Below are 21,274 nucleotides of genomic sequence, written 5' to 3'. Positions count from 1 at the left end.
TTTTTATTCGTTTAGATTACGGATCCATGCGGTATCGAACTTGACATTGTCAAAAAAAATCGCTACCTTATTCAAGTCTTTTAACGTTCTCAACGTTGGAAAGTGGGCTTTCCACGATGACAATCGCTAAAGACTTGAGCAGCTTTATCAAGCTGCATTGACCCTCCATTCTAAACGAATAAAAACCACCCATTCCAAAAAAGCTGCGCAATTAAATACAACGGTTCTCGGCTATGCGCATTTGCGTAAAAATCCGCTAGGATTTTCGCTTAGCCACAAACCTTTGCAGAAAGATAGGAATTTTCGAGAGAAAATTCCGCAGCAATTGCTTATAGCCAGTGTTATACGGAGATGCGACACGAGTGATTGGAGAAAAAAGGGATTTTACACCAAAAACCACCGATTTTTGCCCAGATTTCACCGATTTTCTGGAGTCGAAAAACCCACCTGCAAGTACCAAAAATCGCGTCCGCTGCTTAAAAATCCGCTTAGATTTTCAAATATTCAGGAGCCTTGTCAAAGTCCGTCAAGTTTTGTCCGCTCTGCTTGCGGTTTAATTTGCGGAGCATTTACGTATAACGTGTTTGTATAAGATTAGTTGCGTGGTTGTAGCTATAAACTTAGTAAATATTAACCGAATAGAAAATCCGCGAGGATTTTCGTAAGTAAACCAGCACTAGCAATTAATTTTAGCATCTATGTAAAAGCAGCGTGTCCACTATCTTTAAAGTTCTCTAAAAATTTAAGATATGGAATTAGAACACACTGCTTGCCCGAATTTATACATTGGTATTGACATTCACAAGCGTAGCTGGAAGATACATTGTGCTACAGATCTTTCAGTAGGGAAGACTTTTTCTATGGATCCTGATCCAGATAAGTTGTGGGATTATGTTTCACGCCACTATTCAGGTTATAAGGTTACCACGGCCTATGAAGCGGGATGTTGCGGGTATTATGCGCACCGTAGTTTTGAGGGTTATGGCTGGAAGTCCCTTGTGGTTAACCCTGCGGACATTTACAGAACAGGCAAGGCGCGTCATACCAAGACCGATCGCATAGATGCCCAGTTGATAGCCAGAGAGCTTAAGGACGGTCGCTTAGATAGTATTCACGTTCCAGATATTCAGCGGGAGCAACTGCGCAGTCTTTTTCGCCGTCGCAATGATCTTGTGAAGGATTACCGCCGCATCAAGAGTTTGATCAAATCACAGCTGCTGTATATGGGAGTAAGCCTGCCCAAGGAATATGATAACAGTCATTGGAGCCATTCTTTTAGGGATTGGTTGGACAACCTTGAGTTTGCCTATAGCCCTGCGCGTGCCACCCTTGATAGCCGTATGCGTATGTTTCGTTTCATCGATCAGGAGGTTCGTGATGTTTCAACGGGCCTACGCAGGTTCTGCAAGGTATATTACAAGACGGATTATATGCTTTTGCGCAGTATACCCGGCATTGGTGGTATAGTTGCCTGTGGTATTTTATGTGAGCTGGGAAACCTTCGTCGTTTTCGGGATTTAAAACACCTCTCGGGCTATGTGGGATTGGCTCCTGGAATACACCAGAGCGGTGATAATTTACGTACTACCGGTATAACTCCTCGCGCGCACCGTTTGATACGCAGCTATTTTATAGAGGCCTCCTGGCAGGCAATCAGGACAGACCCTGTAATGCAGGAGTATTACCGCAAGCACCAAGGAAAGAACGTAAAGAGTATCATCGTCAAGGTGGCCAGGAAACTATTGAGTCGAACCCTTGCGGTAATTAAAACAGAAACACCCTATGTCATAGGTGTAGTGGCTTAACATAAACTAGATAACAAAGCTCAACCAAAAGTAGATACAGCCCGGATCACAAAACACCGTAGGTGACCCTTAATTCAAGAAGTGGATCACATTTTATAGCAAGTGAACGGGCTTATTATAGCTTATAATCATACAGATGCTGGTGGCCATTTAAGATGGACCACATATAGGATGCGGAGCAAGTTATATGGTGTTGAATAATGGATAATCCTATCGGAGTTATCAACTATTCAACACCTCAAAATCATCATTATGAACTAATTAAAATTTAAATATTAACTTTGGAAAAGTGGATTATTGCTTTTCATAGGATACGGTGTTGGCAATAGTACTTTATTCTTTAATTATTTGCACAATAACATCTTCGTGAAGTTCAATTGAATCTTTAAATTTATCAACGTCTCTAATTTGTCCGATGTCATATATCAAGAATATTAAATTTCTAAATTTAGTTTTATATGCTAAAATGTCGTCATTTATTTGTGCTATTAATAATTTTTCATCTTTCTTACACAGTTTAATTTCAATCGCTAGGTCCAATTTCTCAATACTAAAATCTGGAACATATTGTTTTGATGAATATTCAATATGAGGAAATTCTCTTGCATAATTTATATCATTTGCTATTAACAAATCTTCATATTTATCTTGGACTTGCTTCTCTTTAGTAGGTGTTTCTCTAATAAGTTTTCGTAGTTTCTTTTCTCCCAAATTTATAATTTGAATTAAGTCACTTGCTTCTTCTGCCGTATTATCTCCGTTATAGACTTCACTTATTTCACTTGCTTCTAAATGGTCTTTTGAAGCTAATAATAACCCTTTAGCAGTTTCAAGTTGACCTAAATATGCTTGATGATGTCTTCTCTCAATTGCTCCCTCAACGTCCCAACTTTGGATCAGCATTTGACCTGTTTCTCGCCAGCTCAAGTGATGTAAAGTTTGGTAGTATGTAGAATTTTGTCCGAACACCTCTTTTAAAAGTCTTAATGTATTAGAAAGCCATCTAATATGTTCAGTTGAATTACTTTTCAGAGTCATCAAATTGTCTATTTCCTCAATTGCTAAATTCAGAGAATTTAAAGCTGCTTCTTTACTCCAATTTTTCATTCAGATTTCTGTTTTTGTATTATTGCCAACGGCTTTGTATAAACGCTTTAACGGAAAAAATATACAACAAATTTTCCGCTTTGCGGAAAAGTAGCAGGAACGCGCTGATTTTCGGCAGAAAATTCTCCGTTATTGCTTTTATACTTTGTTACACGCTGGAGCACGGCCCAACTCCGGTATTTTTACGTTGCGAGTTTAGTCAGTTTATCGATTCCAATTTTCTTCTATAATTTACCGATTTTTGATCAAATTTGGTAGATTTTTGAACGTTTTGATCCACTTTTTCCGCTCTGATTTTCAGGTCCGTTTCCCGGTATTTTTTGGTCGTTTTTTTGGTCCGCCAACCAAGTTTTTGTCCGAAATTCTCCGCAAAGTTTCCAGACCGTTTCAGTCCGATTTTGAGATATTTTCGGATGATTTTTGGCTTAAAAACCTGATTTTAGAAGTTGGTATCGAACTTCAATTTTGTGAAGCTCTTGCGTGTAACGGTCTTGTATATGAAAAGTAGCGGATTTTTTGCACTAATTTTTCGGTTAAACACAGACCTTAAATTTATAAAATCCATTTCGATTTAGCACCTAAACCGCTATTTTTTATATACGTTGTTACCCACTGGCTTTATTCCGTTCAGCTTGGTTTTCAGCGTTGGCAAAGACATACTCTTTTGTGATTTTTGGCTTGTGTGTCGGCTGAAGTGAATTACAAATGTGTATGGCTTTTAGCGTTGGCTTTTTAACAACAACTTTTATTTTCTTGAATTGGTGGACAAGCTACTGTACCATAAGAACAATAAACACAACAATCTCCCTCTTTTGGTTTCAAAACCGTTTTACAATTCTCACATTTGTAGAAAAATTGACAAGCGTTTGTTGGCATATCTTCTACTTTTTTATGTCCACAATTTGGGCAAGTAATTTCTGATTTTAATTGAACTTCCATTAGTTTTCTTTTTTGTCGGTTACTTTATAACCTGTTGAGTTAATTGCTTTCTCGATTTCCGTTTCGTTGGTTTTGGTTTTGTCAAACTCAATGATTGCATTTCCATTTTCGTAGGACGTTTTTGAGTTTACAATTCCGTTGAGTTTATTTACTTCGTGATTTACGTGTTCTTCGCAACTCGCACAAGTCATTCCGCTGATTTTAAATTCAGTTGTTTTAATATCCGATTTGTCAACTACAATTATTTGCTTTTCTGTGTTTGGGTAAAAAATTCCTGAATAATATGGAAAAGCCAACATTACAATTGCAAATACGGTTACAATTCCTAAAAATTTTTTTGATTGAATAAATTTTGGTTTTTCGTCCGTCTCACAATCACAGTCGATTTCTTTTTGAGGTTTAAGTTTTTGATACCAAGCAAAGCCAAGAACTAAAATTGTCAGTCCAATTAAATAAGGTCTAAAAGGTTCAATCCACGAAAATGTTGAAGCAATTCCGCTTGTTCCTGCTATTAGAGCCAAAACTGGTGTAATACAACATAATGAAGCTGTAATAGCAGTTAACAAACCTGCACCAATTAATTTGTTTTCGCTTTTCATATCGTTTCTAAAATTTTGTTTTTATCAAGTATCTCAAAGAATGGGTTCAGTAATTTTTCGTATTCAGCCGTAAGTGAGTAAAAAATCGTTTGGGATTCTCTATCGGTTTCCAATAGATTTCTGTCTTTCATTTTTCTCAAATGTTGAGAAATAGCAGAAATATTCATTCCGAGAATGTCGCTTAAATCACAAACACAAAGTCTTTTTTCCTCAAAGAGTAGGTAAAGTATTTTTAGTCGAACGCTATTTCCGACTAATGAAAGTCCGTTCGCCAAATAGTCGAACGATTCGCTTAATTCCGAAACTGTGTCTTTGCAACGATTTATTTGTTTAATATCGGCTTGTTGTCTTATGCAAGAATTATTTTCCATAACACAAAGTTACGTTTATTTCTTATTTAAGCAAATACTTAAATACATAATTCTCAAGCGTTGGGAAAATTTTAGCTCTTTTGGTTTTTTTAGCGTTGGCTTTGTGTGTCAGCAAAAACCGAAAGTGCTAAAATATGTGGCTGGTTTTCAGCTTGTGGGTAACGGCTTTGTATAAACGCTTTAACGGAAAAAATATACAACAAATTTTCCGCTTGCAGAAAAGTAGCAGAAACGCACTGATTTTCGGCAGAAAATCCGCCGTTATTGCTTTTATACTTTGTTACATACTGGAGCATTTAACCAACTCAGCTTTTTTAGCTAGGAGAGAAGTCCGTAATATTCTAAAATCCGTTCTCAGTTTTGATTGATTGTCCGCGATTTTGGTCAATTTTTAGTGGTTTTTATCCATTCTGATTTTCTAATCCGCTGAGATAGTTTTTCGGCGTTTTTAGGAGTTTTTTGGTTCGCCGAATGGATTTTTTCCGCAACGTTTGCGCCTAGGTTCTGTCGGATTTTTGATAGGTTTTTAGCGTTTTTTTGGTCCGCAAACCGGATTTTTATCCGCAATCTTCCTGAACGTTTCCTGACAGTTTCCTTCCAGTTTTGAGATGTTTTTGAGCGATTTTGGTGGTAAAATACTAGATTTTTGAAGCTAGTAAGCAATTTTAATTTTGTGGCGCTCTTGTATGTAACGGTCTCGTATAACCGAAGTGGTGGAGTAAATTACCAATTTTTCGGCTTTTAACCGATTTTCACAAATAAACAGCGGCTTTTGAAATCTTCTCTTAGCCACCATTTCTGTTATATAGTGTTAGCGACTGGCGTTTCCTTTTAAATATGTTTCTGGAGTTAATACAGCCAAATCACTTTTTTTATAATCTTTGATATTCCTTGTCAAGACAATATTGATTTTTCCATTTTTTACAGCTGAAAAATTCTGTAGTGCATCTTCAAAATCTTTAAAACCTGAATTCAAGGAATCTAACACAACTTCTTTATCCATTATAAGTACATCTATTAGGGTTAAAAGTTGTTTTATTTTTTCTATAACCAGATCGTGGTTTGCTGTTTTTCTTAATAAGTAATATACGTTGCAAATAATTACAGGAGTTGTGTAACCTTTTAATTTATTCTCCTCGCAAAGATTTAGAATTTCACCAGCAAATTCCGCAAACGGTTTTCGATCAAAAAAGAAATCTAAGAGGACATCTGTGTCAATAAGAACTTTATCCATTATAAATATTTCTCTTCTAAACGGTTTCTGAGTTCTTTTTTATAATCCATATTTTTTGGCATCTTGAAAGAACCTTTTAAGGAACTAACCACAGGATTCAATTTTTTGTCTTTTTGTTGCTTTTCTTCCTTTGTAAGAACTTTTAAGTAATTTTCAATTATATCAGAAAGACTACGGTTTTTTTCCTTAGCATAATCCTTTGCTCTTTTAATAATCTCTTGTTCAATTGTTAAAGTGAGTTTTGTGTTCATGGCGATATTATTAAAGTTCTTCCACAAAGATATGAAAAAAATAAATACACGTATAAAATATATTTAATTCACACGTTTGTTTTGCTTGTCGCTAACGTCCTCGCGCTAGGCGACGTTGCCAAGCAAAGCGGGCTGCGTTCTTTCGGTGAATATAAAACTTTCTCGTAATATTGAACTTCATTTTGCCTAACTCCTTGGCAATGATCGCTTAGCGTGTGTTAGCGGCAGGCATTTGGATAATGAGTTTCTTTATTTTACTCAAGGATTAAAATTCTCGGCTGTAATTTTAAGCAAATGCATATCTGGGAAACTGCCAAGCAATGAAAGTGCATGTTTGGCTAATTCTTGAGGAACGCGGCCTACAAGATGATTTAAACGGCCACCATTGTCAGGAAAAACATCGAAAATGCCGTACTCATCGTTCGGTAGATGGATAGCAAACCAAGCTATTGTATCTTCTTCCGCCATGACCAAAGGCTGAGCATCTTTTAAAAATTGTATCACTTCCTGCTCGTGGCCCTCTTTTGCTTTAAATGTGAGCAATAGTCCTTTTGTATTAGTTTCTGCTGGCGCTACGGATGGTAATTTGCTGGCGAGAATATCTATTTTTTGAATATCCGGGGAGGTTTCAAATAATTCATCTGCTTTCTGAATTAAAACGGTGGCAACTGCTCCTTTAAGATGTGCATCACGGGATGCTTCATCAGGGAAAAAATCAATGATGCCATATTCGGACCGGCCAAAACGGAGGGCAAACCAAGCTTTTGTTCCAGCCTCTTGCCGTACTAGCGGAAGGGCAGACGAAAGGAAATCTTCCACCTCGTCATCTTTACCATGTTTCGCTTCTAAACGAACTAATAATCCTTTAGTGATTGTCATGATTCATAATATTAAGTTGTTCTTTAAATTTCGCCTATTAAAGGTACGAAAAGAATCATCATAACAATCATTCAATATTGCTTATCGCATCAAACGAAGTAAAAAAGCGTCGAAGATAGACCGCGAGATAACAAACTGACAAAAGCAATGCTCGGAATAGGTAAGGCTTGAGGCGATTTTCGCTTGCCGCTAACGGTATCGTATAAGAGCAGTAGCGGATTAAAATACTACTGACTTTCGGATTACAAGATACTTAATTAAACACAAAAACGGTTCGAGTTAGTACCCAAACCGCTATTGCTTTTATACATTGTTAGCTGCTGCCCTTTTTTGTCAGCTAGTTATTCTCAAGGATTGAATGAGTTCGTTTTTAAAATTTAAGTTATAAGTTAAAATAACTGGACTTCCCGGAAAATTGCCCGAAATTTCAGCTTTTAGAATTTCTGTTGTTTCTGAATATTCAATTGGTTTCATTGTTACTTGGTATTCCTTATTGGCTTTCTCAATCCAACTTTTGATTTCGTTTTTTCCGATGTATGTTTTGCCTTCGTCAACAACCACTGCTGTTTCCGTAAAACAATCCGCATAGGATGTGCTGTCAAAATTTTCTTGTGTTTTACTAGTTCTGTTAATACTTTTGGTATGTCCATTGTTTTTAATTTTTAATTATTATTTAAATTATACAGTAGGAATGGTTCCACCATCTATTACAAATTCTGTTCCTGTCAGATAATTGGCTCTTGGCGAAACTAAAAAACCAACCAATTCAGCAATTTCATCGGTCTGGGCTGGTCGTCCAAAAGGTATCCCGCCTAAACCATCCATTACGGATTGTGTGGCTTGTTCAATGGTTATGTTTGAACTTTCTGCTATTCGCTCCATCATTGCTTTTGATGAGGAAGTATTTATCCAACCTGGCGAAACAGTCAATACGCGAACACCTTTTGGTGCAACTTCATTGGATAAACTTTTACTGTAATTCAATAAACCCGCCTTTGCAGATGCATAAGGCAAAGTACTGTCGTACAAAGGTAATTTTGCTTGAATGGAAGCGATATGAACGATAACGCCATTTTTATTTTCTATCATTTTTGGTAAAAATCCACGGTCTAACCGAACTGGTGCAAGCAAATTGGTTTGAATGGAATGTTCCCAATCTTCATCGGTTAACACTGCAAAGCCACCACCTTGTGTTTCAGAACCTCCAAGGTTATTTATGAGAATGTCAAGTTTGCTATATTTTTCTAAAACTGCCTTAACTACTTTTTTTGTTCCATCAGGTTTGCTTAAATCTGCTGAAATAAAATGTAGATTTTGATTTTTATTTTCGGGTTCATTTCTTGCTGTTATTATAACGGTTGCACCTGCTTGTAAAAGTCTTTCTGCTATTGCTTTTCCTGCACCTTTTGTGCCTCCTGTCACCAAGGCTATTTTTCCTAATAATTCGTTATTGAAATTAAACTGCTCCATTTTAATAAATATTTTAGGGCAAAATTCTATCATATAAACAGTTTATACAAGTACGGAAAATCGAATTGCATAGGGATAAATTTTTCCCCTATTGTACAATTTGGTACATAGTACTAAATTTGTTCTATGAAAAATAGAAAAATACCATTGAACCTAAATTGTGGACTTGACTTAATTGGTGAAGTACTTTATGGAAAATGGAAAATCCGTTTACTATGGTTTATTAATGAAGGTCATAAACGTCCAAGCGAATTACAACGAAAAATTCCAGATGCTTCAAGGCGAGTATTAAACATTCAGTTGAATGAATTGATACAGCACGAATTAGTTACAAAGAAAATATTCCCTGTTGTTCCGCCCAAGGTTGAGTATTCTCTAACTGATTTTGGGTTAACTCTAATTCCTGTGATTTCAGCTTTAGGGGATTGGGGTGATAAGAATGAAGAACGCCTACAAAATGTCATTATGCAAACATTTGAAAACTTATAAGATTTAATAAATCTGTCATTTGTCTATTCTCAAAACTATGTTTCGTTCGGGTTGCAGCTAACGGTTCTCGGCTATGCGCATTTGCGTAAAAATCCGCTAGGATTTTCGCTTAGTCACAAACCTTTGCAGAAAGATAGGAATTTTCGATAGAAAATTCCGCAGCAATTGCTTATAGCCAGTGTTATACGGAGATGCGACACGAGTGATTGGAGAAAAAAGGGATTTTACACCAAAAACCACCGATTTTTGCCCAGATTTCACCGATTTTCTGGAGTCGAAAAACCCACCTGCAAGTACCAAAAATCGCGTCCGCTGCTTAAAAATCCGCTTAGATTTTCAAATATTCATGAGCTTTTTAGAAGTCCGTCAAGTTTTGTCCGCTCTGTTTGCGTTTTAATTAGCGGAGCATTTACGTATAACGGTTTTGTGTATGGCTTGTTGCGGGAAATCCGCGAGGATTTTCCGCCGTAACCGAAAGATAGCAAATTGCAATGAATTCCGATTAGGAATTCAGCCGCAATGAGCTATACACATCCTAAGTTTGTTTCTATTAAATTTCAATATCAATTCAAAAGAACAAAAGAGCAGAGTAAGGTTAGTATAGCCGTAGGAACTTCAGATTCCGTCAACAATGTAAATCCCTGCTCTTTTACTACTTAATTACCTTTAGTTCATTAGGCCTTTAGAGCTTGTTTTTAGGATGTTGTAAATCAAGTAGCTTGTTCTTTTCTAAATTAATTATTCTATGATTAAAAGTACATTATTTTTTGGGATAGATATTTCAAAGGACTGCTTTGATGTTTATTGCAGCCAAACTGGGCACAGTAGTTATTCCAATGATACGAAAGGTTTTAAAGTTTTTTTAAAGGCTATTCCGGAGAGTTCTCATTGTGTTATGGAAGCGACAGGCTGTTATCATCACCAGCTTGCTATGTTTTTGTATGGCAGGGGTATTTGTGTAAGTGTTGTAAATCCTTTGGTTATCAAAAGGTATATACAGATGAAGCTCAAGCGCGTAAAGACCGATAAGAGTGATGCTTTGATGATCTACAGGTACAGCTGTGAACAGGAGTTAGAGCATTGGGAACCAGACCCTGAGTATATAGAGAGCGGCAGAGAATTGCTATCATTAATACAAATGTATTTGAAGCAATCTACGGCCTTGAAGAACAAGTTGCACGCATTTGAGAGTCGTGGGCAGACTAAAGGCAAGATGATTACTTCCATAAAGCGTCAATTACGAGCTCTTAAAAAAGAGCGTCAGCTGTTGGAACAGGAGGTTGAGGCTTTGATAAAAGCGAATGAGCCATCCTTATACGCAAGACTCCAGACTATTCCAGGAATAGGTAAAAAGACAGCAGTATTATTGATGCTTAGTACGGCTAACTTCAAAGATTTTTTAAGTTATAAACAAGTATCATCCTATCTGGGATTAGCACCAAATGAACGTAGCTCTGGAAGTAGTATACGGGGAAGGTCGCGAATAAGTAAAACAGGCGACGGTCTTGTGCGTAACCATCTATTTATGTGCAGTTTTACCGCCTACATTCACAATGCGCAGTGCAAAGCTCTTTTTGATCGTATCGTGTCTAAGGGAAAGAGTAAGAAATTGGCTTTGATTGCAGTTTGTAACAAGCTGATAAAACAAGCGTTTGCAATAGCTAAATCCGGATTATGCTATGATGCTAACTACATGGTAAAATAAGTAGAAGAAAGCTTGGATTTTAGCTTAGTTCATTGTTGTGTGTAGTGCTTTCACTACAGTTTTTTCCATTCCGTTTCCTTATAAACATAACCTTCCCACTCAAAACCATTTTCGTAACCAAAAATCAGTAGGAAATTTTCATTTTTTTCTATTTCCGTGGATTGTCTGTTTCCTTTGATTATTTCGTGAAGTTCAATTAGCATCTCGTCAGGTTCATAATCCGGATAGGCAACTAATACTTTTAGGTCACAATTCGTTATCAATAAATGCGAAATCTCTTGGTAAAGTCCGCTGTTAAAACTGTTTTCGTGTTCAAATGCAATTCGTATGTCCCTAAACCAATATGTGTTGGGTTTAATTTTCGGTGCTAAATCCTCAGGGCGATAGAAAATTGTGTCGATTGAATAATAGTCATTTTCATAAGTCAATAGATTTAGCTTTTTCCCTATATCCGCAACAATTGAGTTTTCACAACCTTTGATACAGGCTGTGAATTCACGAGCGTTACGCCAAATTTTAAGTAATTCAGCTTTGCGCTCAAACACAGTTTCAATCCACGCATTATAAAAATCAGTTGATTTTATATTTTCCATATGTTTATAATGCAGGTGAATGTTGTCCTTTGTTCGTTCCGTTTGGATGTCTTGCACATCTATTAACAGTCATAGAAGAGATACTGTTGTATTTAGTTCCGCAATATTTACATTCGTAACGAGATTTTTCACTTCCCTCGTAAAGTTCGTGTGCCCCTTTGTTTGTTCCGATTGGATGTCTTGAACATTTATTGATTGTCATTGTCGAAATACTTGAATATTTCGTTCCGCAATTTTTACAGTAGTAATTTGCCATAATTTTGAAGTTTTTCAGTTAGTTTGTTGGTTTGGTCGCATTACACACAACGGTTCTCGGCTATGCGCATTTGCGTAAAAATCCGCTAGGATTTTCGCTTAGCCACAAACCTTTGCAGAAAGATAGGAATTTTCGATAGAAAATTCCGCAGCAATTGCTTATAGCCAGTGTTATACGGAGATGCGACACGAGTGATTGGAGAAAAAAGGCATTTTACACCAAAAACCACCGATTTTTGCCCAGATTTCACCGATTTTCTGGAATCGAAAAACCGCCTACAAGTACCAAAAATCGCGTCCGCTGCTTAAAAATCCGCTTAGATTTTCAAATATTCAGGAGCCTTGTAAAAGTCCGTCGAGTTTTGTCCGCTCTGCTTGCGTTTTAATTTGCGGAGCATTTACGTATAACGGGTTAGGCTATGTGTCCGTAGCGTGGTTTTGAAAACTAAGATAACAAAAAGAAACTGGCGAGAGAAAATCCGCAGGATTTCCAAAAGGGCAGGGAGGAAGCTATGGCTTATAGCCAGTGTTACAGCACGTATTTTTGCTCTAGGTAATTACCTTACATGTTCGCTGAAATTATCGTTATAGACATACCAATAACAGAGGCAATAATATTCATATTTATCAAACCCTTTTTAGGTATTTTATAGATTGAATGACTAATCTTTCTTTTATTCATTATTACGATTATTAGCAGTAAGAGTAAGAATCCGACAGCATTTATCACAGTCAGCATTAGGTCTGTTAAGTCCAGATAGCTTGCTTTGAAAGCTAAACGTGTGATCAGAAAATAGAAATAAGATTGTATTAAAATCCAGCCAATTCGTTTATTAATAAATATTCCACCAAGCGGAATTAGGAGAATTATTGCAGGTCTGAAAAAAGAGTTTTCGTTTGTGTTTAGCACTTTTAGAAATCCATTTTCATCTCCTGTCAGATTTAAATATGATGACGTTTTAATAAATCCACTAATTAAAGAAATAACAAATAGGCTTACTATTAATAGTTTAATTAATACAAGTGGATAGTTATTCTTTATTTTCTCTGTGGTCAGTGTCAATATGTGCTGTAACGGCTTTGTATAAACGCTTTAACGGAAAAAATATACAACAAATTTTCCGCTTTGCGGAAAAGTAGCAGGAACGCGCTGATTTTCGGCAGAAAATCCGCCGTTATTGCTTTTATACTTTGTTGTACGCAGTTTTTTCATACTCCCATTATTACTTTATAATATTCAAATTGCTCTATTTCTCCGTTTTCCTTTACTCTAAAAAATACTTTGTCAATTATATTCGAAGCATTAGAAAAATTTAAAAGATACCATTGGTTCTTTTTCAAGTCCATTGGTAGCGTGTCAAACACATTTTTTGAATAGTCATAAAATTTTAGGTCAGCTACTCCGTCTTTTGTGAAAACCCATTTGTAATTTTCACTTTTTTCAAAAAATCCGATTTTTCTTTGGGCTTCAAAAGGGAAGTTTTCACTGACTATACTGTCGATAAGATTTTTACTATCAATGTATTCCATAATTCTTTTGTCGTGTCCTTCTCCACCAAGTGAGTTTCCATTCAAAGCCATTATGGTGTTCATTTTTTTTCGATTTTTCGAAATCAAACTTTTTTCTGTTTGACTAAATACGTTTTCGCCTAAATGTCCAGAAAATCCTTTTGTTGGTCCACAAAAGAGTGATGTTCCATCAGTATATTTTGTCGGTCTTCCTTCTTCATTAAATTCCGTTACGAATATTTCAATCAAGTCAAAACCGTCTTGAATTGGTTTGTCTCTGTTTATTCCGTCTTGAGTAATTTGATATGAAGGGTCACTACAACCACATAAGATTAAAAAGATTATGAAATATGTAATTCTTATGTTCATTTCTCAAATTGCGTACAACGTGTTTGTATATGGCTTGTAGCGTGCAAATCAGCTATCATTTTTCGGTTGAGCACGAGCCGAATTTTTTAATTTTCTTATTACCTTTTTGTCTCAATAAGCCAAATTTAAAAATTTGGCGGACTTGCAAATATACCTTAACTTCGATTAAGCAACTGATTAGCTATGAGCTATATACATTGTTACCTGTAGTTTTTTATTCCAAATGCTAGTATCAAATCTGCAATCGGATATCCTAATCCAATAATTACTCCGAATATTCCTAAGATTCTCTTCCCTTCTGGGATTAATCCAACTATTGAAAAGTAAACTATTAATCCGCAAAAAGGGTATAAAATCAATCGAGTTAAAATCTTTCCCAATGTCCATTCTTTGGTTTTCGCTTTTGCTGGCTTAGTTGCATTGCTTTTGGTCAATTCAGGATTTTTCTCTTGCTCAATTTGTTCTATTGTCAATTTCAATTCGTCTGTCATCAGTCCGATTTCATATTTTTTACTTTTATGTAATACAATTCTAAGTAAAAATCCAATAATTAAAATTCCGCACGTGGCTATCACAGCAAACCTTAATTCAGATGTGATGAAAAGGAAAGCTATAATTACGGCAAAAAATCCGATTGACAATTTATTCAATAGTTTATGGAAAGGATTTTTTTCAAGTTTTACTCCTTGCATTTTGTCATTTTGGTCGAATTTAATGTGAAAAATCGGATAGGCTCCTCTTAGGAAAAAGTCCGATCTCCATAGTAGGATTTCATTTTCTCTTACTTCGCCACTATATTTTGTTGCGTTGTAAAAAAATGAATCAGTCCAATGATTATTTATGTTGCTTTTTTTGTGCTGAACAATTAATTTTTCGATGTCTTTTTTTTCTACCATAAAGTTGAGGCAAAATTACAGGTAACGGTTCTCGGCTATACGCATTTGCGTAAAAATCCGCTAGGATTTTCGCTTAGTTACAAACCTTTGCAGAAGGATAGGAATTTTCGATAGAAAATTCCGAAGCAATTGCTTATAGCCAGTGTTATACGGAGATGCGACACGAGTGCTTGGAGAAAAAAGAGATTTTACACTAAAAACCATCGATTTTTGCCTACATTTCACCGATTTTCTGGAATCGAAAAACCCGCCTGCAAGTACCAAAAATCGCGTCCGCTGCTTAAAAATCCGCTTAGATTTTCAAATATTCAGGAGCCTTGTCAAAGTCCGTCAAGTTTTGTCCGCTCTGCTTGCGGCTTAATTTGCGGAGCATTTACGTATAACGGCTCCGTATATGAAAAGTAGCGCTGAAAATAAGCTGTTACTTTTCGGATTATACACAAGCCTAATTTTTAAATTTTACTATTTATCTTTTTACTGGAAATCGCCAAATTTAAAAATTTGGCGACTTTCCAAAAACGCCCAAACCTTAGTGTGAGCAAAACCTTGCGCTATTTTTTATATACATTGTTACCTCACGTTTTTATTCCGCTCAATATCAGTCCGTAAGTTACAAATATTATAAATGATATTATAAACGGTTTGGTTGATTTATAAATTCGCGAGATATAAATCCAATTATAGGCAAAGACAAAAACAGGAACTAAATAAAGGTAAAATCCAACGTCTTTTAGAATTTCGTAATTGACATAATGAAATTCTATATAAAATTGGATAAGACTTGAAATGGATAAAAATATCAGTCCAAAAATAAACAGAGAGTTTGTTTGAGCATATCTGTTAATTCTTGTTTCACGTCTATTATTCAAAAACGGTTTACTTGTCCATAAATAACTTGTGAAGCAAAATCCGAGACTTATTGAAAATAAACTCCAAAAAAATGAATAATAAAAATTTGGTTTTTCGCTAAAAGGCTGTTCATAATATCCTTTTGACATTGCTGATAAAACATCACTCATTTGGATAATGTTCAGAAAAAATTCGTTTAATATTAATCCGAACGCTAATCCTAAAATTATTCCGCTATAAAATCGGAAGCGTCCAATTTGTTCAACATTAAATTCAGATTTTATTCTTTTCAATTCAGCGTGATTTTGTATTATACTGAAATAGGTTGACCTTTTTCGGGTTCATTTTTGGTTATTTAAAAGGTCAAAAATTCTAGATTTTCTTTATTCTTTTTGTAGGAACGATAGGGTACATTCTGGTTTATATGAACAAAGGCTGGTGTGTTGAGTTTCAAGCTTAGATGTGTTCTCTTGTTGTTGTAAATATGCACGGCCCTTTTGATCATCTTCTTAGCTAAGGTACAGTTTTTTATAGTTTTTTTAAGTCCGTATTCATATTTTAAGGTTCTGTTGATGCGTTCCGCCACAGCATTTTCGTAGGGGTCATATTGCTGTGTCATGGACATGGTAATCCCGTTTTGTCTGGCAAATTCGGTATATGCTGGATTACAGTACTGAAATCCCCGATCGGAATGGTGGATGAGCTTTTCATTGGGGTATTTGCGGTTTTTAATAGCCATAGCCAGAGCGTCTATACAAAGTGATGTCTTCATATGGTTAGCAAGTTTATAGCCCATTATCTGTTTAGAATAGGCATCTGTGACCAGAGCCAGGTAACTGTGCCCTTTTTCTGTTTTGATATAGGTGATATCACTTACCCAGAGCTGTTCGGATCGGGTAGGGGCTTTGTCCTTGACCAGGTTTTTGTGTTTATAGAATTGATGTTTGGAATTGGTGGTTATAAAAAATCGTTTGGTCCTTGGTACCAATAGGTTATAGGTTCTTAAGAGCCTATAGAACTTGTCCCTTCCCATTTTTATTCCCCGTTGTTCCATTTTGGGTTTAAGGTTATCGTGGAGTTTGATCCCTCCGGTTCTTAGCCCGACTTCGTTTCTATACTCCCTGATCATTTGGATTATGATCTGGTCATTGGTTACTTTGGTTTTATGCGATCTCAAGCGCTTGTAGAAGGCTTGTTTACTGATCCCAAAACATTGTATCAACCATTTTCTTTTAAACGGTCTTGTTTCTTTTTTTCGATCTCTTCTGCCAATGTTTTGGGTAATGACTTTTTTGCCATATCGACTCCTGTGATGAGTTCCATATCGGCGATAACATCCTGTTGGAAGTCCTTTACGAACTCGAGTTCTTCGATACGTTCCTTAAGTTTTTTGATCTCGTCTTTCTTGCTCATGCCTCGTTTCTTTTGTTCTAAAGTACTATATTTTCTTAACCAATAGTCAATAGAGGACCTGGAGATCTGGTATTTTTCAGAAGCGTGGTTTACGGAAATCTGTCCGTTCTGGATCTGGTCGATGATCAACAGCTTGAGTTCATAACCTACTTTTTTGTAAGAATTTTTTCGGCAGGGTGGTTTTTCGTCTTTCATTAGGTATAGTGCTAAAAGGTTTAATTTTTAGTCAACCTATTTCAGGAAAGCACATTTTTTTAAATGTGAGGTAACGGTCTCGTATAACCGTCAGTTACGGGATTAAAGTTAATGACTTTCGGTTAAGCACTGACGTTAGCAATTCCGGGTGGATTCGGACGTAGTCGAATCCGCCGTAATTGCGGTTATACATTGTTGCCAGTAGTTATTTTTCCAGTAATTCAACGATTTCGTATGCTCTTTTTTCAAATCCCTTTTCTGTTGTTTGTCGAACAAAGCAATTTTTATTTATTCTTTGATTTTTAACTAATGATATTAATTTTTTTCCAGTAACAGGGCCGTGTGTGTTGCCTCTTTCGATGTAGTAAAATTTTGTGTTTAATGAAATTCCATTAATTCCACCGACTTTTCCAGAAACCATATTATTGATGACATTGTCAATCATTGATTTATATTCAATGTCCGAATCGTATTTGCGAATCGATTCTTCTCTAATTTCATTTTGTAAAATTGCTCTTTCTCTTGTAGTTCGGTCAATAGTTTCGTCGTTCAGGTCAACCTCTGTTACAACTCGTCCGCCATTTTCATCTCGATAACTGTAAAGGACATTTTTTGGTGTTTTTTTCGGTTGACTTTTTGATGAGTTATTTGATAAAATTCTTTTAGAGAATTGGTACGAAATAAAAACCGTAATCAATTGCAATATTAATAGCCAAGACATAAAAACTTGTAAAAGCGTAAAAATCGTTATCAAAATTAATGCTGTGTTCCTTGCACTTTTTCCAAAGACAGCAGCTATTTGTACAGCTATAAAAATCCCGATTTGGTAAAGTAATACAGCCATTTTATTCTTCAGTTAGGTTTTTCATAATTACTGGCAACGGTCTCGGCTATGAGTAGTTGCGTGGTTTAGCACTTAACTTTGCAAGTACACACCAAACTGAAAATCCGCGAGGATTTTCAGAAGTGGGCGACAACAAGCAATTACTTATAGCCATCCTAAGTTTGTTTCTATTAAATTTCAATATCAATTCAAAAGAACAAAAGAGCAGAGTAAGGTTAGTATAGCCGTAGGAACTTCAGATTCCGTCAACAATGTAAATCCCTGCTCTTTTACTACTTAATTACCTTTAGTTCATTAGGCCTTTAGAGCTTGTTTTTAGGATGTTGTAAATCAAGTAGCTTGTTCTTTTCTAAATTAATTATTCTATGATTAAAAGTACATTATTTTTTGGGATAGATATTTCAAAGGACTGCTTTGATGTTTATTGCAGCCAAACTGGGCACAGTAGTTATTCCAATGATACGAAAGGTTTTAAAGTTTTTTTAAAGGCTATTCCGGAGAGTTCTCATTGTGTTATGGAAGCGACAGGCTGTTATCATCACCAGCTTGCTATGTTTTTGTATGGCAGGGGTATTTGTGTAAGTGTTGTAAATCCTTTGGTTATCAAAAGGTATATACAGATGAAGCTCAAGCGCGTAAAGACCGATAAGAGTGATGCTTTGATGATCTACAGGTACAGCTGTGAACAGGAGTTAGAGCATTGGGAACCAGACCCTGAGTATATAGAGAGCGGCAGAGAATTGCTATCATTAATACAAATGTATTTGAAGCAATCTACGGCCTTGAAGAACAAGTTGCACGCATTTGAGAGTCGTGGGCAGACTAAAGGCAAGATGATTACTTCCATAAAGCGTCAATTACGAGCTCTTAAAAAAGAGCGTCAGCTGTTGGAACAGGAGGTTGAGGCTTTGATAAAAGCGAATGAGCCATCCTTATACGCAAGACTCCAGACTATTCCAGGAATAGGTAAAAAGACAGCAGTATTATTGATGCTTAGTACGGCTAACTTCAAAGATTTTTTAAGTTATAAACAAGTATCATCCTATCTGGGATTAGCACCAAATGAACGTAGCTCTGGAAGTAGTATACGGGGAAGGTCGCGAATAAGTAAAACAGGCGACGGTCTTGTGCGTAACCATCTATTTATGTGCAGTTTTACCGCCTACATTCACAATGCGCAGTGCAAAGCTCTTTTTGATCGTATCGTGTCTAAGGGAAAGAGTAAGAAATTGGCTTTGATTGCAGTTTGTAACAAGCTGATAAAACAAGCGTTTGCAATAGCTAAATCCGGATTATGCTATGATGCTAACTACATGGTAAAATAAGTAGAAGAAAGCTTGGATTTTAGCTTAGTTCATTGTTGTGCGTTCGTTTTTTATTTTTCTCCAACCCATATTTTTCCAACCGGAACAAAGAAAACTATATCTTCAGTTCCGTCTGAATAAGTGGTTTTTTCTTTTTAATATTCAATTTTTCCAATTTTTCCAATTTTTTCAAAAGTCTTCTGTCGGCATAAGCATATTCAATTTTGTCATATTGGTCAATTGGCCATAATAAATCATTTCTCCAATAATGAAATTCATCAAGTTTTGGTTCCCATTTAAAATCAGCACTCAATTGTTTAGTAAACGAGGAATCGTTTTGTTCAAAATCAGCTTTGGTAAATAGTGTTTTATAATGTTCAATCCTTTCGCCAAGTGCGCAAACTACTTGAGATTTAGATAATCGAGGTTCGTTTAACCAAATTTTCAGATAATAAGGCTCGTTTATTTTGTCCAATTCTTTTTTCCAACTATCGTAAATTTTTTCAAGTCCGTTTATTATCTCTTTTTTTGCTTTTCCTTTTGGTTCAGGAATTTCACTATTAGTTAAAGTCAAATTATCCCAAGGTTGAACATACACTTTTGAGTAATGATATTTATGTTCGGATAACCGTTCAATATCCAATTCTAAATATTCTTCAATCCAATTCTGAATTTTCGCAACCTTTCTTTTTAAACCTCTAATTTTCTTGTATTTCATGGTTTTTCTTAAATGACGCACAACGGTCTCGTATAACGACAAGTGGCGCGGAATTATGGATGCGGAGTTGTCGGCTTAACGATTTTGTTTATATTGAAAACTAATTTAGTTCTTTTCTTCTAAACCCGCCATTTGCGTTATACGTTGTTAGGCATAGTTTTATTGTGTTAGAATTATTTCTTTACCAACTGTATTTAATATTGCTTCTCTGCATTTAGTTTTGAAATTTTCATCATTTGGATTTTTTATTAGATGATTCACAGCCTTATAAATTTCTATTGTATTCAGTAAACCAAAACTTTTCTTTTTAGCTACAATATGAACTTTTTCCGTAAATGGTTCACCTCTATCTTCAGGATTTTGTAATCGAAAATGATTTCCAATTAAAATGCCCTGGGGGTATATATCCGTTAGGTCAAAATCTTCATCTACTGCTCTGTTAAGTTGATCTAATTTTCCAATATGAATAGAATCTTTATCTTTTCCTTCAATTTCCGCAACACCTCTTCCTTCTTTTGCTTCAAAAACTATGTCATGTTCTAAATCTTTGCTTTTTCTATTAAAAGCATCAAAACCGAATAGTTTAAATGCATTTAGAACTACTTCTTCTAATTCAGGACCTTGTTCAAATAATAGTTGTTTATATTTAGTTAACTCATTTTTATTATTTTCTACTTTTTGTTTTTCTTGTTTTAAACCTTCAATTTTCTCTTCGAGATTTATTAATTCTTTTTCAATTTCTTTTTCTCCATTTAATTCGTATTCATTAGTCCATTCCGGAGGAGGAGTTTGTGAATGGTTTTTAAAATACTTTTGTGAGCATTGTCGAATTACTCCAAGAAATTTATTTTCATCAAACTTATTTATCAACTTTGGAAGATTGACAATAATTCCATTTGAATACTGTTGAATGGATGCTATTGGTCTTTGAGCTTTATTTAAAATAAAGAACTCTGTTTGATTATCACCATCAATATCAAAATATGCTGTATATGCTATCTCATTTTTAAAAGCATAAAAGAATTGAGAAAAAATATTCTTGGTTTTTCCAATAGTTAAGGCATTTTTCCTTTGACTAACTCCTGCAACCAAATCTTCAAAAGGATATTCCCTGCCATTCGGCAAGTGATCGTAATTGGTTATTTTCTCGAAATTTGAACTGTTTCCTAATTGTCCGTAAACTTCATGTATAGGGCTCAGAATATTTATAATTATTTTTCCTTTATTTAAAAGAGTTTCAACTTCTTTTCTCTTCCTTTCAAAAATTAAATTGATTTGATCGGAGTGTGGAGAAAAGACTATTTCAGAATTATTATCTTGTTTTCTTACATGATCTTTCCATAAATTCTTGAATTGATCTGGATCAAAAATAACTATATCTGAATCTAAAATTGTAGTATTTAAATCAAGCCAAGTATTTACAATACTCTCGTTACTTATATAAAATTCTACTGTAGTTATATTCATTCTATAAAATTAT

At 35.4% G+C, this 21,274-nt stretch carries 19 protein-coding genes and 1 pseudogene; 4 read left to right on the top strand and 16 right to left on the bottom strand.

Annotated elements, in window-relative coordinates:
• Positions 1-749: 749 nt before the first annotated feature.
• Positions 750-1,805, top strand: coding sequence for an IS110 family transposase (locus ACH3PA_RS18415; protein ID WP_416440323.1), 1,056 nt, complete (start codon positions 750-752; stop codon positions 1,803-1,805).
• Between the two features lie 333 nt (positions 1,806-2,138).
• On the opposite strand, the gene ACH3PA_RS18410 is transcribed toward ACH3PA_RS18415, so the two are convergent.
• The 8 genes and pseudogenes from ACH3PA_RS18410 to ACH3PA_RS18375 form a co-directional block, all read right to left on the bottom strand.
• Positions 2,139-2,912: a hypothetical protein gene (locus ACH3PA_RS18410; RefSeq protein ID WP_416441762.1), complete on the bottom strand. Its 774-nt coding sequence runs from the start codon at positions 2,910-2,912 to the stop codon at positions 2,139-2,141.
• A gap of 732 nt (positions 2,913-3,644) precedes the next feature.
• Entirely contained in the window at positions 3,645-3,851 is a 207-nt protein-coding gene (locus ACH3PA_RS18405) for a GDCCVxC domain-containing (seleno)protein (RefSeq protein ID WP_416441764.1), read from the bottom strand.
• Complete coding sequence (gene merTP, locus ACH3PA_RS18400; protein ID WP_416441766.1) at positions 3,851-4,450, bottom strand: mercuric transport protein MerTP; 600 nt, start codon at positions 4,448-4,450, stop codon at positions 3,851-3,853. The genes ACH3PA_RS18405 and merTP overlap by 1 nt, the downstream gene beginning before the upstream one ends.
• Complete coding sequence (locus ACH3PA_RS18395) at positions 4,447-4,821, bottom strand: ArsR/SmtB family transcription factor (RefSeq protein WP_416441768.1); 375 nt, start codon at positions 4,819-4,821, stop codon at positions 4,447-4,449. The genes merTP and ACH3PA_RS18395 overlap by 4 nt, the downstream gene beginning before the upstream one ends.
• A gap of 811 nt (positions 4,822-5,632) precedes the next feature.
• Positions 5,633-6,055, bottom strand: coding sequence for a type II toxin-antitoxin system VapC family toxin (locus tag ACH3PA_RS18390; protein WP_416441770.1), 423 nt, complete (start codon positions 6,053-6,055; stop codon positions 5,633-5,635).
• Positions 6,055-6,306, bottom strand: a complete 252-nt coding sequence (locus ACH3PA_RS18385) for a DUF6364 family protein (RefSeq protein WP_416441772.1) — start codon at positions 6,304-6,306, stop codon at positions 6,055-6,057. Before ACH3PA_RS18385 ends, ACH3PA_RS18390 begins: the two co-directional genes overlap by 1 nt.
• A gap of 576 nt (positions 6,307-6,882) precedes the next feature.
• Positions 6,883-7,185 (bottom strand): annotated as a pseudogene (locus ACH3PA_RS18380) (putative quinol monooxygenase); the annotation flags it as partial.
• Between the two features lie 678 nt (positions 7,186-7,863).
• Positions 7,864-8,688 (bottom strand): SDR family oxidoreductase, encoded by an 825-nt coding sequence (locus ACH3PA_RS18375; RefSeq protein WP_416448337.1) that lies wholly within the window; start codon positions 8,686-8,688, stop codon positions 7,864-7,866.
• A gap of 93 nt (positions 8,689-8,781) precedes the next feature.
• On the opposite strand from ACH3PA_RS18375, the gene ACH3PA_RS18370 reads away from it, so the two are divergent.
• Together ACH3PA_RS18370 and ACH3PA_RS18365 are read left to right on the top strand one after the other, a co-directional pair.
• The gene (locus ACH3PA_RS18370; RefSeq protein ID WP_416448336.1) at positions 8,782-9,144 is read left to right on the top strand and encodes a winged helix-turn-helix transcriptional regulator; all 363 of its coding nucleotides are present in this window, start codon (positions 8,782-8,784) and stop codon (positions 9,142-9,144) included.
• 745 nt (positions 9,145-9,889) lie between these two features.
• Entirely contained in the window at positions 9,890-10,849 is a 960-nt protein-coding gene (locus ACH3PA_RS18365; RefSeq protein WP_416441748.1) for an IS110 family transposase, read from the top strand.
• A 53-nt stretch (positions 10,850-10,902) separates the two neighbouring features.
• Here ACH3PA_RS18365 and ACH3PA_RS18360 read toward each other — a convergent pair whose 3' ends face one another.
• From ACH3PA_RS18360 to ACH3PA_RS18335, 6 genes are all read right to left on the bottom strand, one after another.
• Positions 10,903-11,442 carry a hypothetical protein gene (locus tag ACH3PA_RS18360; protein ID WP_416448335.1) on the bottom strand — a complete coding sequence of 180 codons (540 nt, stop codon included), beginning with the start codon at positions 11,440-11,442 and terminating at the stop codon, positions 10,903-10,905.
• A 1,464-nt stretch (positions 11,443-12,906) separates the two neighbouring features.
• The gene (locus ACH3PA_RS18355; RefSeq protein WP_416448334.1) at positions 12,907-13,575 is read right to left on the bottom strand and encodes a hypothetical protein; all 669 of its coding nucleotides are present in this window, start codon (positions 13,573-13,575) and stop codon (positions 12,907-12,909) included.
• Between the two features lie 200 nt (positions 13,576-13,775).
• Positions 13,776-14,471 (bottom strand): hypothetical protein, encoded by a 696-nt coding sequence (locus ACH3PA_RS18350; RefSeq protein ID WP_416448333.1) that lies wholly within the window; start codon positions 14,469-14,471, stop codon positions 13,776-13,778.
• A 1,204-nt stretch (positions 14,472-15,675) separates the two neighbouring features.
• Positions 15,676-16,542, bottom strand: coding sequence for an IS3 family transposase (locus ACH3PA_RS18345; RefSeq protein ID WP_416441754.1), 867 nt, complete (start codon positions 16,540-16,542; stop codon positions 15,676-15,678).
• Positions 16,539-16,928 carry a helix-turn-helix domain-containing protein gene (locus ACH3PA_RS18340; RefSeq protein ID WP_416441756.1) on the bottom strand — a complete coding sequence of 130 codons (390 nt, stop codon included), beginning with the start codon at positions 16,926-16,928 and terminating at the stop codon, positions 16,539-16,541. Before ACH3PA_RS18340 ends, ACH3PA_RS18345 begins: the two co-directional genes overlap by 4 nt.
• 205 nt (positions 16,929-17,133) lie before the next feature.
• Positions 17,134-17,772 (bottom strand): hypothetical protein, encoded by a 639-nt coding sequence (locus ACH3PA_RS18335; RefSeq protein WP_416448332.1) that lies wholly within the window; start codon positions 17,770-17,772, stop codon positions 17,134-17,136.
• Positions 17,773-18,137: 365 nt separating this feature from the next.
• On the opposite strand from ACH3PA_RS18335, the gene ACH3PA_RS18330 reads away from it, so the two are divergent.
• Positions 18,138-19,097, top strand: a complete 960-nt coding sequence (locus ACH3PA_RS18330) for an IS110 family transposase (protein ID WP_416441748.1) — start codon at positions 18,138-18,140, stop codon at positions 19,095-19,097.
• Between the two features lie 94 nt (positions 19,098-19,191).
• Here the strand turns inward: ACH3PA_RS18330 and ACH3PA_RS18325 are convergent, their stop codons facing one another.
• Complete coding sequence (locus ACH3PA_RS18325) at positions 19,192-19,794, bottom strand: hypothetical protein (protein WP_416448331.1); 603 nt, start codon at positions 19,792-19,794, stop codon at positions 19,192-19,194.
• Between the two features lie 159 nt (positions 19,795-19,953).
• Positions 19,954-21,261 (bottom strand): hypothetical protein, encoded by a 1,308-nt coding sequence (locus ACH3PA_RS18320; RefSeq protein ID WP_416448330.1) that lies wholly within the window; start codon positions 21,259-21,261, stop codon positions 19,954-19,956.
• Positions 21,262-21,274 lie beyond the last annotated feature (13 nt).

This window comes from Leeuwenhoekiella sp. A2 (assembly GCF_047946655.1).
In the GTDB taxonomy this organism is placed as follows: domain Bacteria; phylum Bacteroidota; class Bacteroidia; order Flavobacteriales; family Flavobacteriaceae; genus Leeuwenhoekiella.
Note: the sequence above shows the minus strand (reverse complement) of the source record. Positions and strands in the feature narration are given on the sequence as shown.